This is a genomic window from Nocardiopsis sp. CA-288880 (genome assembly GCF_050955985.1).
GTDB classification, from domain to species: Bacteria; Actinomycetota; Actinomycetes; order Streptosporangiales; family Streptosporangiaceae; genus Nocardiopsis; species Nocardiopsis tropica.
In genome coordinates, this window is record NZ_CP192105.1 from 6,986,702 (window position 1) to 7,001,703 (window position 15,002).

Genomic DNA, 15,002 nt, shown 5'->3' on the forward strand with positions numbered 1-15,002 from the left:
CACTCCGCAGGACGGCCCGGCCGGGCGCGGGCACGGAGCGGGCGCCGCCGACGCGGGCGCGGGGCGGGAGGCCCCCGGCCCCGCCGGCGCGGAACCCGCACACCCCCTGCGCAGGACCCCGGCGAAGCTGGCCGACGGCCGCGAGATCGTCTACTTCGACGAGGGCGGCGCCGCCCGCGAGCCCGCGCCCGACACGCGCGACCTGCCGCCGTCCGCCACCGGGTCGGAGATGCGCTGGGACCCGCTGCTGCGCGAGTGGGTGGTCGTCGCCTCCCACCGGCAGGGGCGCACCCACCTGCCCTCCAGCGACGACTGCCCCCTGTGCCCCTCCGTCGGCGGGCGCGCGACCGAGATCCCGGCGGCCTCCTACGACGTGGTGGCCTTCGAGAACCGCTTCCCCTCCCTGGTCCCCGACCACGGCCGGGAGCTGGGGGACGTCGGCGAGCTGGAGCCCTCCCGCAGGGTGGGCGCGGGCCGCTGCGAGGTCCTCGTGTTCGGGTCCGACCACCGCGCGTCGTTCGCCGACCTCTCCCCGGAGCGCGCCCGCACCGTGATGGAGGCCTGGGTCGACCGGACCCTCGCCCTGTCCGCCCTGCCGGGCGTGGAGCAGGTCTACTGCTTCGAGAACCGGGGGCCGGAGATCGGGGTGACCCTCCACCACCCCCACGGCCAGATCTACGCCCTCCCGTTCGTGACCCCCCGCACCCTGCGCACCCTCGACTCGGCCGAGGAGTACCGGGCGCGCACCGGGGGCGACCTGTTCGCCGACGTCCTGCGCGCCGAGCAGGAGGCGGGGAGCCGGGTCGTGGCCCGGACCGAGCACTGGACGGCGTTCGTCCCGGCCGCCGCGCGCTGGCCGGTGGAGGTGCACCTGTACCCGCACCGGGCGGTGCCCGACCTGCCCGCGCTCACCGGCGCCGAACGCGACGACTTCGGCCACCTGTACCTGGACGTGCTGCGCCGCTTCGACGCCCTGTACGACGCGCCCCTCCCCTACATCTCCGCCTGGCACCAGGCCCCGGTCCGGGACCCCCGGCGCGGCCTGGCACGCCTGCGCCTGGAGCTGTTCTCCGTCCGCAGGGCGCCGGGCAAGCTCAAGTACCTCGCCGGGACCGAGTCCGGCATGGGCGTGTTCATCAACGACGTCGCCCCGGAGACCACCGCCCGGCGCCTCAGGGAGGTCGCGCAGTGAGACTGCTCGTCACCGGCGGAGCCGGATACATCGGCGGTGTGGTGACCGCGCTGCTCCTGCGGTCCGGACACGAGGTGACGGTGCTGGACGACCTGTCCACGGGTCACCGCGACACCGTCCCCGGGGGCGCGCGGCTGGTGGTCGCCGACCTGGCGGACGCCGCCGACGTGCTGGACCCGTCGGTGGAGGCCGTCCTGCACTTCGCCGGGAAGTCGCTGGTCGGCGAGTCCGTGGACGACCCCGGGGCCTACTGGCGCACCAACGTGGCGGGCTCCCTCGCGCTCCTGGAGGCGGTACGGCGCCACGGCGTCCGCCGGATGGTGTTCTCCTCCAGCGCCGCCGTCTACGGCGAGCCCGTGTCGCCCGGGCCGATCGCGGAGACCGACCCCGCCGTGCCCACCAACCCGTACGGGGCGAGCAAGCTCGCCGTGGACCACATGCTGGCGTCCTGGGCCCGCGCGTACGGGCTGGGCGCCGTGAGCCTGCGCTACTTCAACGTCGCCGGCGCCCACCTCGGCCTGGGCGAGCGGCACGACCCCGAGACCCACCTGATCCCGAACCTGCTGCGCGTGGCCGCCGGGGAGAGGGACAGCGCGCGCGTGTACGGCGCCGACTACCCGACCCGGGACGGGACGGCGGTGCGCGACTACCTGCACGTCGCCGACCTCGCCGACGCGCACCTGCGGGCCCTGGAGCGGGTGGTCCCGGGGACCCACCGCGCCGTCAACCTGGGCACGGGCGGCGGGCACACCGTGCGCGAGGTCCTCGACGCCGTCCGGCGGGCCACCGGCCACCCGGTCCCGGCGGTGGACTCCCCGCGCCGGCCCGGCGACCCGGCGGTGCTGGTCGCCGCCAACGAGCGGGCGCGGCGGGACCTGGGCTGGTCCCCGACCCGCACGCTGGACGAGACCGTCGCCGACGCGTGGGCGTTCGCCCGCGCGCTCCCCCGCCCGTGAAGCCGGCGGACGTGACCTCCCCCGGGGCGGTGGGCGGCCCGGGCCGTCCGTCCCCGGCTTCCCCCGGGCACGGCCCGGGGCGGGGGACCGGGGCGGGACGGGAGACGGGAACGGGACGGGGACACGGACGGCCCGCGGGGCGCGGGTCCTCCGGCACACGAGAGGGCACCATCACATGAGCGACGTGTCGTCCGCGTTCCGCGCGGCGTTCGGCCACGGCCCGGAGGGCGTGTGGACCGCGCCCGGCCGCATCAACCTCATCGGGGAGCACACCGACTACAACGACGGGTTCGTGCTCCCGTTCGCCCTCCCCCTCGCCCTGACCGCCGCCGCCTCCCGGCGCCCGGACGGCGCCGTGCGGTTCCGGTCCGGGCAGACGGCCGGGGAGTTCGGCGCCCCCCTGGCGGAGCTGGTCCCCGGCGCGGTCGAGGGGTGGGCCGCCTACCCGGCCGGCGCCCTGTGGGTCCTGGAGCGGGAGGGGTACCCGGTGGGCGGGCTGGACCTGCTGGTCGACAGCACCGTCCCGACCGGCGCGGGGCTGTCGTCCTCCGCCGCGCTCACGTGCGCGGTGGTCATGGCCGCGGCCGCCCTGTACGGCGCCGACCTCCCGCCCGACCGGGTGATCCGCCTGGCCCAGCGGGTGGAGAACGACTTCGTGGGGATGCCCTGCGGGATCCTGGACCAGTCGGCGTCCATGCTCTCCACCGAGGGCCACGCCCTGTTCATGGACACCCGCACCATGGACACCGAGCAGGTGCCCTTCGCCCCCGGCGAGCACGGGCTCTCCCTGCTGGTGGTGGACACCCGCGCCCCGCACCGGCTGGTGGAGGGCCACTACGCCGACCGGCACCGCGCCTGCAAGGACGCCTCCCGGGCCCTGGGGCTGGCGGCCCTGCGCGACGTCGCCGACCTGCCGGGGGCCCTGGCGGCCCTGCCCCACGACCTGTCCCGGAGGCGGGTGCGCCACGTGGTGACCGAGAACGCGCGGGTGCTGGAGGCCGTGGCGCTGCTCCGCTCCGGCGACGTGCGCGCGGTCGGCCCGCTGCTGACCGCCTCGCACGCCTCCCTGCGCGACGACTACGAGGTCACCGTGCCCGAGGTGGACACCGCCGTCGACGCCGCCCTGGCCGCCGGGGCGCTGGGCGCGCGGATCACCGGCGGGGGGTTCGGCGGGTGCGTGATCGCGCTCGTGGCGGCCGACGGGGCGCGGCGCTGCGAGGAGGCCGTACGGGAGGCCTACCGGGAGCGGGGCTTCGCCGAACCCGGGGTCTTCGAGGCCGTCCCCTCAGCGGGGGCGCGCCGCGTCGTCTGACACCTCCCGGGCCGCAGCGCGGGAGCGAGGGGGCCGGTCGTCCGGGGCGGGGGCGCGCCCCTGCACAATGGCGGCCGACCGACAACAAGGGAGAACCGTATGGGTCTCAGGTTCGGACTGCTGGGCACCGGCCACTGGGCGGCGCAGACGCACGGCGCGGCGCTGGACGCGCACCCCGGCGCCGTCCTCGCCGGGGTGTGGGGACGCGACCCGGCCAAGGCCGCGGCGCTCGCCGACCGCTACGGCGCCCGCGCGTACGACGACGTGGACGCGCTGCTGGCCGACGTGGACGCCGTGGCGATCGCCCTGCCGCCCGACGTGCAGGCCGAGCTGGCCCTGCGCGCGGCGCGGGCAGGGAAGCACCTCCTGCTCGACAAGCCCGTGGCGCTCTCGGCCGCGGCCGCCGGAGAACTCGCCGCCGAGGTCGCGGCGCGTGACCTGGCGTCGGTGGTGTTCTTCACCAACCGCTTCTCCGACAGCGTCGAGGAGTTCGTGTGCTCGGCCGCCGCCGAGGGCGGGTGGCACGGAGTCCGGGCGACCCTGTTCGCGTCGATCTTCCAGCCCGGCAACCCGTACGGCGCCTCACCGTGGCGCCGGGAGCGGGGCGGCCTGTGGGACGTGGGACCCCACGTGCTGTCGGTGGTGCTGCCGGTGCTCGGCCCGGTCACCCGGGTGACGGCCCTGGCCGGCCCCAGGCACACCACGCACATGCTCACCCAGCACGAGGGCGGGGCCGTCGGCTCGTTCGCGGTGACCCTCGACGCCCCGCCGGAGGCGAAGACCTTCGAGATCGTCCTGCACGGCGAACGGGGCTGGGTCCCGGTGCCGGGCGGCGACCGGTCGGCGGTGGAGGCGTTCGGCACGGCGGTCGACCGGCTGACCGCCCGGATCGGCGGCGCGGAGGAACCGTGCGACGTGCGCTTCGGCCGGGACGTGGTCGCGGTGCTGGAGGCCGCCGAGAGGTCCGTGTCGCTGGGCCGGGCCGTGGGCGTGGACGAGGCCACCGGGTAGGACCCGGTGGCCTTTCCGGACGTGTGCCCCGGGGCCGCGGCCCCGGGAGGGCCGCCCCGGCCGGGAGCACCGGCCGGGGCGGTTCCGCTAGGCGGTCCCCCTCGCGTTCTTCGAGTACATCCCGTCCGCCAGGTAGACGATTCCGGCGGCGACAAGAACCTGGATGACCAGGATGAAAAGGAACTGGTCCCAGATCATCGCCCCGATCCAGCCGCCGAGGAAGGCGGCCACGATGCCCAGGAGCAGGGTGAGCCAGATCGGCAGGTGCTGCTTCCCCGGCACGACGAGGCGGCCCAGTGCTCCGATGATGAGGCCGACGATGATCGCACTGATGATTCCGGTGATCTCCACAGGTTCCTCCCCCACGTAGATGCCCTCTCCCCGTGCCCATTGCCGGGAGGGGAAAACACGGCGAGTCCATCCCCTGAACGACTCTTTTGCCGCTTTTTTTGCCCCCCGTCCCCACTCGTCCGGCAGGACGCGGGCCTGTACGGGGGCCGCGGACCGGCCGGGAGCAGCGGGGGGATTGACCGGGAACGGCAAGGGGTAGGTCTTCCCTCTGTCGGCCTCTTGACATCGAGAGAAGCCCATGCCCCCCGAGAAGGACCGCGACCGGACGGGACCCGGGCCCCCCGGGAACAGCGTCACCGGAGACAACCACGGCACGGTGATCCAGGTGGGCACCGTGTACGGCGGCGTGGGCGTGGGCGCGGGACCGCCGCACCGGCACAGGGTCCCCCGGCAGATCCCGCACACCCCGCGGTTCTTCACCGACCGCGAGCGGGAGTCCCGCCTCCTGGACTCCGTCGGCCGGCAGGCCCGCGAGGGGGGCGGAGGGCGCGTCGTCGTGCTCAGCGGGACCGGCGGCGTCGGCAAGACCGCTCTGGCCACCCACTTCCTGGAGGAGAACGCCGGGGCCTTCCCCGACGGGGCGCTCTACGCGGACCTCCAGGGGTTCGGCGATCCGGGCCCCGCCGACACCGGCGACGTCCTGGACGGGTTCCTGCGGGCCCTGCACGTCGACCCCGGCGCCATCCCGCACGACACGGGGGCGCGTGCGGCGGCGTTCCGCTCCCGCACCCACGGCCTGGGGATCGCCGTCCTGCTCGACAACGCGCTCTCGGCCGCCCAGGTCCGCGCCCTCCTCCCGGGCCGGGGGCCGCACCTGGTCGTGGTCACGTCCCGCCTGCACCTCGCGGGGCTCCGCCTCGACGGCGCCGACCTGCTCGAGGTGCGGCCCCTGGACGAGCCGGAGGCCGTCCGCCTGGTGTCGCTCATGCTCTCCGACGGCCGCACCTGCGCCGAACCCGCCTCGGCCCGGGAGCTGGTGGACCTGTGCGGACGGCTGCCGCTGGCCCTGAGGGCGGCCGTCAGCGGTCTCACCGACCGCCCCCACCAGCCGCTGAGCCGGCTGGTGTCGCGGCTGTCGGGGGAGCACGGGCGCCTGGCCGCGCTCAGCCAGACACGGGAGCTGTCCGTGGACACCGCGTTCAACGCCTCCTACGCCCTCCTGTCCGGGCCGGCCCGGCGCATGTACCGCCTGCTCGGCCTGGCGCCCGGCCGGGACCTCACCCCCGAGGCCGCCGCGGCCCTCGCCGGTGTGCCGGACGACGACGCCGAGGACCTGCTGACGGACCTGGTGGCCGCCAGCCTCCTGGAGGAGGGGGCCGACGGGCGGCTCCGGCAGCACGACCTCGCTCGGCTGCACGCCCGGTCCCTGGCGGAGGAGGGCGGCGGGGACGGCTCCGAACGCGAGGACGCCGTGGACCGGGTGCTGGACTTCTACCTGGAGACGTCCGCCGCCGCCGACCGGACCCTCAACCCGGGCCGCTGGCACCTGGCGCCCGTGTTCGACCGGCCGCCCCGGCGCGCGTTCGGTTCGCGCGCCGAGGCCCTGGACTGGTTGGAGGCCGAACTGGAGTGCCTGCGCGCGTGCGTGCGCCTCGCCCACGGCACCGGCCGCCACTCCGTGTGCTGGCAGCTGTGCGAGGCCCTGCGCAACCTCTTCATGCTGCGCAAGCACTACACGGCCTGGGAGGAGGCCTACACGACCGGTCTGGCCTCCGCCGAGGCCCTCGACGACCCCGCCGCCCAGGCGTATCTCCTGTCGGTCCTGGCCGCCCTCCAACGCACACTCGGAAGACTGGACCAGGCCGGTGACAGCTATCACCGAGCCCTCCCCTTGTGGCGACGGGCCGACCACGTCGTCGGCCGTACCGCCGCGTTGGAGGGTTACGGCGTGCTCGAGCTCGACCGTGGTCGACCGAGAAAAGCCCTTGACTGCTTCCGAGAGGCCCTGCGCATCTACCAGGAGATCGGGATGGAGCGCGGCATCGTCCTGGTCCACCGACGCCTGGGCCAGGCCGCCTCCGCGATGGGGGACCACGAAGCATCCGTCCGATACTTCACCAGGGCCCTGAAGGACCTTCCCGAAAGCACGGAAGCCTACATGCGCCTTCGTGCCCTGGTCGGTCTTGCCTCTGCGTACATCAGCGCAGGACGATTTCCGGACGCCATGCCTGTTCTGGAGGAAGCGCTCAGGCTCAGCCGTGACCTGAGGGCGGAAACGGAGGAGGCCCGTGTCCGGGTCATGTTCGCCGATGCTGCCCGGGAAGCCGGGCAGCTCGGCGAAGCGCGACGTCAGCTCACACGAGCGCTCTCCATCTACACCGCGCTGTCCGCCCCCCAGACCGAAGAGACGCGGCGAGGTCTGGACGCCCTCCGACAACTCGAGGAGAGCTGAGCTCGGCTGACGCGACGAACGCCTCCAGCCCCTCAACGCATCCCCCTGTCGTCAACCAGGCATAGGCAACGGAACCCGCCACCCACGCAGGGACGTCTGCCGCCACCGTCAAGCCGTCCGGCACTCCTCGCACATACAACGACGAGGGCAGTCCCAGGCTTGCGACCACACTGCTCCCGACAAGGTCTTCAAACGTTCTTTCGGGGCTGAGTTCACCGTCCCTGGGCAGAAGGACGACGTCCGCCGCCAAGAGCCAACAACGCTCCGTGTGGGGGCCTGCGACCACCACAAGGTGCTCGTCCGGGGGGAGCGGGCGGCTGTGGTCGAGGGCGGGAAAAAAGGTCACCCTGGACAGCGCCGCCCGCGCCCTTGTCGGTTTCACGCGACCGACACCTCCTCCCCTGCCCCTCCACCGACGAATCTCGGTACCGCAACCTCCGGTAGAGAGGCCGCGCCAACGGGCTCTGGCAGGTCCATCAGGCGGTAGACGAGTCCGCGCAGCAATTCCGCGGACTGCCCGGGGGCTGAGGTGAGCAACGAGGTGAAGAGGGAGGCTTGTTGGGGGTCGCGACTTTCGGCAGCCTTCTCGATCTGCGGCATCAGGGGCCGAGTCGGCTCGTAGACGGGCGCATACCGGTGCAACGCCTCCAGGGGCGAGCCGGGAGCCAGGTAGGTGAGGTCACCGCTGGCGAGGAGCACTGGAGTTCCGAGAGCGCTGGACACGTAGGTGGTGGATCCATGGTCGCCGATGACAACGTCTGCAGCGACGTGCAGACCCAGCCACGGGGAGCTCTCGGCGAGGACCCGAAGGCCGCGTCGACGGGCTCCGGCGAGCCAGGCGTGAACCTGCCGCCCCCCGTGAGCGGACCAGACTCCCGGATGGATGTTCACAGCGGCGACGTGGTCATGCGGGAGGTCGTCCATGAGCTGTTCGAGCAGACCGGGGTGACGCCCCAGAAGAGAGCGCCTTCCCCAAGAACTCGACAGGAGTACGAGCCTCTCACCGTCTCCCACTCCGATGGCTTGCCGGTAGCGTTCCCGTTCGGGACGAGACATCAAAGCCCTGTCGAGGCACGGGTCACCCACGAGATGGGTCACCTCAAGAGACTCAGGAACCACATTGGCGAGGATCGCACGATGATTCTCGTGGGAAACGCCGATCGCCGCCGGAATAACCCTGCCGTACCGGACAAGGTTGGAATAAACAGCATCGTTCACTGGCGGACGCACCAGTGGAGGCCCGTAGCCGGTCGCAGCCTTGACGATCTTGGAGAAACCGACTCCGTGCGGTATGACGAGGGTCGGTGCCCGCACCTTTTCAAGGTGGCTGTTGTGACTGTTGTTCGCTGCGATAGCCAGGTCGAACTCGAAGCACTCCACCTGCTCGGCTTCCAGGAGGAGGCCGTCGAGGTCCCGAGTGTAGGACTCGGCGCTCCGCTCGAAACGTGATCCCCGCCCTAAAGCGAAAACCACCTGGATACGCCTGTCCTGCTCGAACATCCCAAGAAAATCATCGACCCGGTTTGCCGACTGCCTGTTTTCGAGGAGCACGAGAATAGTTCTCTCAACCTCGAAGGTGACTGGAGCCACAGGCCCAACAGAATCTCTCCGCCAACTCTGGTGGCCATATCTCATTGCTTTTTCCTTCCAGCTCTAAGATCAAGCTGGGAGCAACAATGAAGCACCAATCTGGGAAAATTATGAAAAACCTCTTGCGGCCCCCTTGCGGGGCCTTGAGTCAGGCTGACCGAGAACTTGCGCCAGCCTGAACACCCTGCTCGGAGCCCTAGAAGAACCAGGGCCACATGTGGGCCACCGCTCGACGCGACTGGGCCGCGTCAAGCTCACCAGGGCCGGGAAGTGCCTTCGCTCGACGCGACTGGGCCGCGTCAAGTTCACGAAGGCCGGAATTTACCTCAGGAGGCATGAGCGCCTTTGCTCCCCCACTATCGGATCATCACGATTCACCGGTCGGACACAGAGGCCCAACCGGTTCACCCGAGCGCAGAGAACCTACGGGGTGATGCACCAGATCCTAGCGGACAAAACACGCTCATTACGCCTAGGCGACCTAGTGCTCAACTACCGAATTGAGAACACATTTCCACCTTGATGCGTATCGATCCCAAATGGGGGTTTTGCACCCCTTCGAGAAGGGTGATCGCGCGGTTCCAGTGTTCCAGCGCCTCGCTCTCACGCCCCTCGCGGCGGAGCAGGTCACCGAGAAGGTCGTGAGCCCTCGCCTCGTACGAGCGCTCTCCTCCGCGCCTGGCCAACTCACAGGCGTTGCGGTAGCACAGGCGCGCCTCCGAAAAGCAGCGGTCCTCCACACGCGCGTCGCCCTGGACGAGCAGCAGCCGCGCCTCGAGTTCCGGCACTCCCAGGGCACGAACGCGCCTCAGGGCCGACTCCAGAAGCGCGTCGGCCTCATCGTGCCGACCAAGGCCGAGGAGGGCCGCGGCGAGGCCCGCGTCGGCCTCGATGATCTCGGCCTCGTCCTCCCGGCTCCGGAGCAGCCGCCGTGCCTCCGTGAAACAGTCGAGCGCTTCCTCGTACTGGTGCTTGTACTCGGCCACCAGACCCATGCCCTGCATGACTTTCGCGACGGAGCGGTCGTCGCCGGTCTGCTTGAAGACAGCCAGACCACGCTCACACGCCCTTCTCACGTCCCGGTGGTATCCGCTCAGGTAGAGCCCCCTCGAGAGGTTCATCTGCACCTGGGCTGCGGAGTTGATGTCACCGAGCAAGCGGTGGAGCGCGACCGACGTCGTGAGGGAGGCCTCGGAAGCCTCGTACTGCCCCAAGATGCTCTGGCTGATCCCCATGTGGTTGAACACTTGGGCCACACCCCGATCGTCGCCCAGGGCACAGAACTCCGTCAGCGCTTTCCGGTACTCAGCAAGGGCACCCCGGTCGTCGCCGGAACGCTGACGAATCAGTCCGAGCTGGTCCATCGCCCAGGCATGGCCTGTCCGGTCCCCTCGCCGCTCGCTCTCCGCCAAGGCCGCCCGAATGTCCTCCACCGCGGCGGGAAGATCGCGCAGTCGCCACCGCACCCGGCCCAGTTCGTACAGGGCCCTGCCGAGCCCCGGCCCCCTGCCGATCCAGCGCCACGCCTCAACGGCTCCGAGGTAGAGGGCCTCGGCGCCGTCCCACGGACCGTACTTGTCCAGCAGGCCGGCCAATGCCAGGGGGATGCGGGCGGCATGCCCCATGAATCCGTGCGAGTGTGCGTACCCGACCGCAGCCTCTATCTCCGGGAAGTGTGTCGAGAACCACTGTCCCGCCTCACGGGCGTCCTCGAAACAGGGGAGGCGCGACGCGTGTGTCGGTCGTACGTCCAGGCGGGAGCGGCCAGGCACGACCGCACGGTCCGCCACGTCGGCGATCGCGAGGTAGTGGTCGAGGAACCTGTGCCCCACACTGCGGCGCTCGCCCGGTGACAGCACTTCGGCTGCCCGATGACGTGCAAAACTCCGCAGAAGCTCGTGCATCCGATACGTATTCGGTTCCGCCTCCTCCACCAGGTGGACGCCGAGGAGCTCTTCCATCGCCCTCTCTGCTCCATCCCAGCCCCCCAGTACTGCGGCGACCACGTGGAGAGAGGCCTCCGCAGTCGGGTGCATCCCCATGGCCAGAAACGCGGACCGTGCCCTCGGACTCAGTTCCGTGTAGGAGAGCTCGAAGACCGACGTCAGATCCCGCTCACCGGCCGATACCTCTTCGATGCCGTTTCGGGCGATCCGGTCCGCGAGGTGGTCGAGGGGCCAGGTGGGGTGTCGGCGCAGGCGGCCTGCGGCCAGGCGGAGGCCGAGGGGCAGTCCGCCGAGCAGCGATGCCAGCCGTCCGGCCGCCTCCGGCTCGGCGGCCTTGCCCGTGAGGGCTGCGAGCATCCGGACGGAGTCGGAGGGGGACAGCGGGCCGAGGGTCAGGGTGCGCGCGCCGTCCAGTTCCGTGAGCTTTTGGCGACTGGTCACCAGAACGGTACTGCCGGCCACCCCCGGGACCAGTGGCGCCACCTGTCCCCGGACGGCGTCGTCCAGGACGATGAGCGCACGGTGCCGGGAGAGACGGGTCCGCCACAGGTCCGCTCGGGCCCCGACCCCCTGGGGTATCTGGTCGTGAGGCACTCCCAGCATGCGCAGCAGCCGGTGGAGCGCGTGCGCGGGCTGGACCGGACCATTCGTCCCACGAAGGAGCAGATGGATGACGACATCGTAGTTCTCGCGCAGGATCTGGGCCGCTTTGACGGCGAGCGACGTTTTACCGACGCCCGCGCTTCCCTCCACCACCTGGACGACAGTGGTGGCGGTATCGGTCCGGGCTCCAGCAAGGAGCATCTCGAGTTCCGCCTCACGCGTGACGAAGTCCGGCAGTCCGGGTTCGAGATTGTCGAAGACGACGGGGCCCGGCCCGTCCACTCGCCGTTCTGGGGCGGGCGCCCTCTCCTCCGTCCGCCGGTCCCCTTCGAGAAGCTCCTGAAAGAGTCTCCGTGTCCGCGGGTTCGGCTCGACTCCGCGTTCCTCCCGATAGAAGTCACGCAATTCCCCGTAGCACTCGACGGCCTCGCTCTGGCGGCCGGCCGCAGCAAGGACGCGCATGCGGGCGTGGACCAGCGAATCATTCCCAGGACTCTGAGCGCAGGCCTCGGCAAGGCGATCGGCGGCCTCGTCGTACTCGCCCAGCTCCGCCTGGGCCTCGGCCCAGCGCACGAGCACCCTCAGCCGGATCTCCTCGATGCGGTCGCGTGTGGCTTCGGCCCATGCTCCCGGGACCCCGACGAGGGGATCACCCTTCCAGAGCCCCAAAGCCTGTGAAAGGAGTTCGGCCGCAGGCCGGTGCTCCCCTTCCCGCAGGCGCTTCTCTCCGTCCCCGTACAGCCTTTGAGCTCGATACAGATCAACGGAGTCGGGAGTGGCCTCCAGGACGTATCCGTGGGACCGGGATTCCAGCCGGATCTCCGCCCCCGCCTCACGCAGGCGCCTGCGGATGCGGGTGATGTGCGAGTAGAGGCTGGTACGGATCGAGGCCGGGGTGTCCTGACCCCACACCCGGTCGATCAGCACCCGGACCGGCACGACCTTTCCCACCGAGTGGGCAAGGATCGCGAGGACGAGCCGTTCCTTCGGGGGGCCCAGTTCCACCAGCCGACCGCCGACCAGCATCCGGGGCTCCTGGGCGAGGATCTGTATCTCCAACCGAACACCACCCAATGGCCACCACTCAACATCGGACCATAATCGCACCCTCCATTGCCTGTTCTCAGGAACATAAACACCGACAAAGATCGAACACAAATGCCCCCCGAGGCCACGAACAGCCAAGACAACCGCCAACGACTCCACAAGAAACCTTCGGCGGACAGGGATGTATCACCCCGGGGTATACATTTCGAGCGGAAATCTATAAGCTCTCCCCGCATGCACGCCAATTGCACACGGGCATCGGCGCATTCCCCCGCATAAACCGATGCACGCCTGTTCGCACGTGCACCTCCCCGGACGTGGGCCCCTTCCCCCTCCGGGCGCGGAACGGGGTCTGCCAGGGGCAGATCTGCGGCGGGCCGAAACAGTGGAATCCGCCGGCGCCGCCACCGCAGGCTGGAACCACCGGCCGGGCGGGCGACCATCCCGCCACGGAGGGCCGGACGAGGAGGGTTCCATGTCCATCCACCCACTTCCCGTCGCCTCGCACGAGGCGGCGGGGGCGGCCTTCGACGACCAGATGGCGGCGCGCCTCATGCGCAGCCGCATCGTGCTGCTGGGCACCCAGGTCGACGAGACCAGCGCGAACCGGGTCTGCGCCCAGCTGCTGCTGCTCGCCGACGAGGACCCGCACAAGGACATCACGCTGGCCGTCAACAGCCCCGGCGGCTCCGTCTCCGCGGGGCTGGCCGTCTACGACACGATGAACTTCATCCCCAACGACGTGTCCACGCTGGTCATGGGGTTCGCCGCCAGCATGGGCCAGTTCCTGGCCTGCGTCGGCGCCCCCGGGAAGCGCTACAGCCTCCCGCACTCGCGCATCATGATGCACCAGCCCAGCGGGGGGCTCGGCGGGACCGCCGCCGACATCGCCATCCAGGCGGAGAACCTCGCGCACACCAAGCAGACCATGGTGCGGCTGATCGCCCGGCACACCGGGCAGTCGGAGGAGACCATCTCCCGGGACCAGCACCGCGACGCCTGGTTCACCGCGGAGGAGGCCAGGGACTACGGGTTCGTCGACCACGTGGTCGCGTCCGCGGCCGAGGTCGACGGCGGCGGCATCCGGTTGGGCGCGCACGCCCCCGGCTTCGCCACGGGCACGGCGGGGGGAACCCGATGAGCGGGCGGTACACGGTGCCGATGGTCGTGGAGCGCACGCCCCACGGCGAGCGGTCCTTCGACGTCTTCAGCCGGCTGCTGTCGGAGCGGATCGTCTTCCTGGGCACCCCGATCGACGACGACGTCGCGAACGTGGTCATGGCGCAGATGCTCCACCTCGACTACGAGTCCAGCGACGCCGACATCCAGCTGTACATCAACTCGCCGGGCGGCTCGAACACCGCGCTGACGGCGGTCTACGACACGATGCGGTTCGTGCGTGCCGACGTCGCCACGGTGTGCATGGGCCAGGCGGCCTCCGCGGCGGCGGTGCTCCTCGCGGCGGGCGCGCCCGGCAAGCGGCTCGCGCTGGAGCACGCGCGGGTCCTGCTGCACCAGCCCTCGGGCGAGGGCCAGGGCGTCGCCGCCGACCTGGAGATCCAGGCGGGCGAGATCCTGCGGGTGCGCTCGCAGGTGGAGGAGATCCTGGCGCGGCACACGGGGCAGACGGTGGAGCGGCTGCGCGCCGACACCGACCGGGACAAGATCTTCACCGCGCAGCAGGCCAAGGAGTACGGCCTGGTGGACGGGATCATCACCACCCGCCAGGTCGCACCGGAGGCCGTCGGCGCGGCCTGAGGGGCGGTGGGCCCCGGGGTCCGGCGGGCGTGCCGCCGGCCCCGGGGCCTCCCGCCGCCGGTCCGCGCGGACCGGGCCCCGCACGGACCGGCGGCCCCCCGCACGCGCTCCGCCCCCCGACCCCGTCGGGGGGCGGAGCAGCGCCCTGATACGCCGGGGAGAGGACCCCGGCCCCGGCCTCCCGCACGCCGTGGACGCGAGGGCCCTGCGCAGTCGGGGAGGAGGACGGAGAGCGGCTGCGCCCGCCGCGGGCCGCTACGCGGCCAGGGAGAGGACCCTGGCCTGGTGGGCGGGGACGGCGACGGGGGCCACGGGCGCGCGCCGGAAGTCGCCCGGGCCGGTGCGTGTTCGCGTGAGCGGGACCATCACGGTCCGCTCGTACAGTGCGGCGAGCACGTCGGCCATGCTGAGGCCGAGGGAGCGGTAGACGGCGGCGAGGACCTCGGAGGAGGCCTCCTTGCGTCCGCGCTCGATCTCGGACAGGTAGGGGAGGGAGACCTGGGCGTCCTCCGCCACCTCGCGCAGGGTCCGGCCCTGCTCGGTCCGGGTCCGTCGCAGGAGGTCGCCGATGAGGTCCCGCATGAGCGGTTCCGGCGGTTCCTCGGCGCGGTGACCCCTCCGGGCCTCGTCCAGGGAGCGTAGGACGTCGGTCATCGGGTCCTCCCGGTGGGTGAGCGGTGGTCTCCTCCGAGCGTACGCCGCGCCCGGAGCGGCCGGGAGGCGGACGGCGCCCTTCTGCGGAAGGCAGAACCGGCCCGTGGAGGACGCGCCGCCGCGCCCGGCGGCCCTCCGGCGCCTTCCCCCGCCCCCGCCCCGACCCGGGGGGGGCGGCGGGACGCCCGCC

11 protein-coding genes are annotated in these 15,002 nt (G+C 71.7%); 7 read left to right on the plus strand and 4 right to left on the minus strand.

The annotated features are described in order from the left end of the window. The first annotated feature begins 106 nt into the window (after window positions 1-106). The 4 genes from galT (at window position 107) to ACQPYD_RS30125 (ending at window position 4,471) form a co-directional block, all read left to right on the plus strand. Window positions 107-1,192, plus strand: coding sequence for a galactose-1-phosphate uridylyltransferase (gene galT / locus ACQPYD_RS30110; protein WP_433702175.1), 1,086 nt, complete (start codon window positions 107-109; stop codon window positions 1,190-1,192). Next, on the plus strand, window positions 1,189-2,148 hold the full coding sequence (gene galE / locus ACQPYD_RS30115) for a UDP-glucose 4-epimerase GalE (protein WP_433698737.1): 960 nt from the start codon (window positions 1,189-1,191) through the stop codon (window positions 2,146-2,148). Before galT ends, galE begins: the two co-directional genes overlap by 4 nt. Window positions 2,149-2,323: 175 nt before the next feature. Continuing rightward, window positions 2,324-3,460 carry a galactokinase gene (gene galK, locus ACQPYD_RS30120; RefSeq protein WP_433698738.1) on the plus strand — a complete coding sequence of 379 codons (1,137 nt, stop codon included), beginning with the start codon at window positions 2,324-2,326 and terminating at the stop codon, window positions 3,458-3,460. A gap of 99 nt (window positions 3,461-3,559) precedes the next feature. Then, window positions 3,560-4,471, plus strand: a complete 912-nt coding sequence (locus tag ACQPYD_RS30125) for a Gfo/Idh/MocA family protein (RefSeq protein ID WP_433698739.1) — start codon at window positions 3,560-3,562, stop codon at window positions 4,469-4,471. Between the two features lie 87 nt (window positions 4,472-4,558). Here the strand turns inward: ACQPYD_RS30125 and ACQPYD_RS30130 are convergent, their stop codons facing one another. After that, window positions 4,559-4,822, minus strand: coding sequence for a GlsB/YeaQ/YmgE family stress response membrane protein (locus ACQPYD_RS30130; RefSeq protein ID WP_267946905.1), 264 nt, complete (start codon window positions 4,820-4,822; stop codon window positions 4,559-4,561). A 238-nt stretch (window positions 4,823-5,060) separates the two neighbouring features. Between ACQPYD_RS30130 and ACQPYD_RS30135 the strand changes: the two genes are divergently transcribed. Then, window positions 5,061-7,214, plus strand: coding sequence for a tetratricopeptide repeat protein (locus ACQPYD_RS30135; protein ID WP_433698740.1), 2,154 nt, complete (start codon window positions 5,061-5,063; stop codon window positions 7,212-7,214). 378 nt (window positions 7,215-7,592) lie between these two features. Here the strand turns inward: ACQPYD_RS30135 and ACQPYD_RS30140 are convergent, their stop codons facing one another. After that, window positions 7,593-8,804, minus strand: a complete 1,212-nt coding sequence (locus tag ACQPYD_RS30140) for a hypothetical protein (RefSeq protein WP_433698741.1) — start codon at window positions 8,802-8,804, stop codon at window positions 7,593-7,595. Between the two features lie 488 nt (window positions 8,805-9,292). Beyond that, window positions 9,293-12,412, minus strand: a complete 3,120-nt coding sequence (locus ACQPYD_RS30145) for a BTAD domain-containing putative transcriptional regulator (protein ID WP_433698742.1) — start codon at window positions 12,410-12,412, stop codon at window positions 9,293-9,295. A 463-nt stretch (window positions 12,413-12,875) separates the two neighbouring features. Between ACQPYD_RS30145 and ACQPYD_RS30150 the strand changes: the two genes are divergently transcribed. Further along, complete coding sequence (locus tag ACQPYD_RS30150) at window positions 12,876-13,541, plus strand: ClpP family protease (RefSeq protein WP_330156444.1); 666 nt, start codon at window positions 12,876-12,878, stop codon at window positions 13,539-13,541. Further along, window positions 13,538-14,158: an ATP-dependent Clp protease proteolytic subunit gene (locus ACQPYD_RS30155; protein WP_433698743.1), complete on the plus strand. Its 621-nt coding sequence runs from the start codon at window positions 13,538-13,540 to the stop codon at window positions 14,156-14,158. The genes ACQPYD_RS30150 and ACQPYD_RS30155 overlap by 4 nt, the downstream gene beginning before the upstream one ends. A 255-nt stretch (window positions 14,159-14,413) precedes the next feature. Here the strand turns inward: ACQPYD_RS30155 and ACQPYD_RS30160 are convergent, their stop codons facing one another. Next, complete coding sequence (locus ACQPYD_RS30160; RefSeq protein ID WP_433698744.1) at window positions 14,414-14,812, minus strand: helix-turn-helix domain-containing protein; 399 nt, start codon at window positions 14,810-14,812, stop codon at window positions 14,414-14,416. Window positions 14,813-15,002 lie beyond the last annotated feature (190 nt).

Bases quoted from the DNA above. Each gene is read 5' to 3' on its own strand.
- galK (WP_433698738.1), top strand. From the start codon at position 2,324: ATGAGCGACGTGTCGTCCGCGTTCCGCGCGGCGTTCGGCCACGGCCCG.
- ACQPYD_RS30125 (WP_433698739.1), top strand. From the start codon at position 3,560: ATGGGTCTCAGGTTCGGACTGCTGGGCACCGGCCACTGGGCGGCGCAG.
- ACQPYD_RS30135 (WP_433698740.1), top strand. From the start codon at position 5,061: ATGCCCCCCGAGAAGGACCGCGACCGGACGGGACCCGGGCCCCCCGGG.
- ACQPYD_RS30150 (WP_330156444.1), top strand. From the start codon at position 12,876: ATGTCCATCCACCCACTTCCCGTCGCCTCGCACGAGGCGGCGGGGGCG.
- ACQPYD_RS30155 (WP_433698743.1), top strand. From the start codon at position 13,538: ATGAGCGGGCGGTACACGGTGCCGATGGTCGTGGAGCGCACGCCCCAC.
- ACQPYD_RS30160 (WP_433698744.1), bottom strand. From the start codon at position 14,812: ATGACCGACGTCCTACGCTCCCTGGACGAGGCCCGGAGGGGTCACCGC.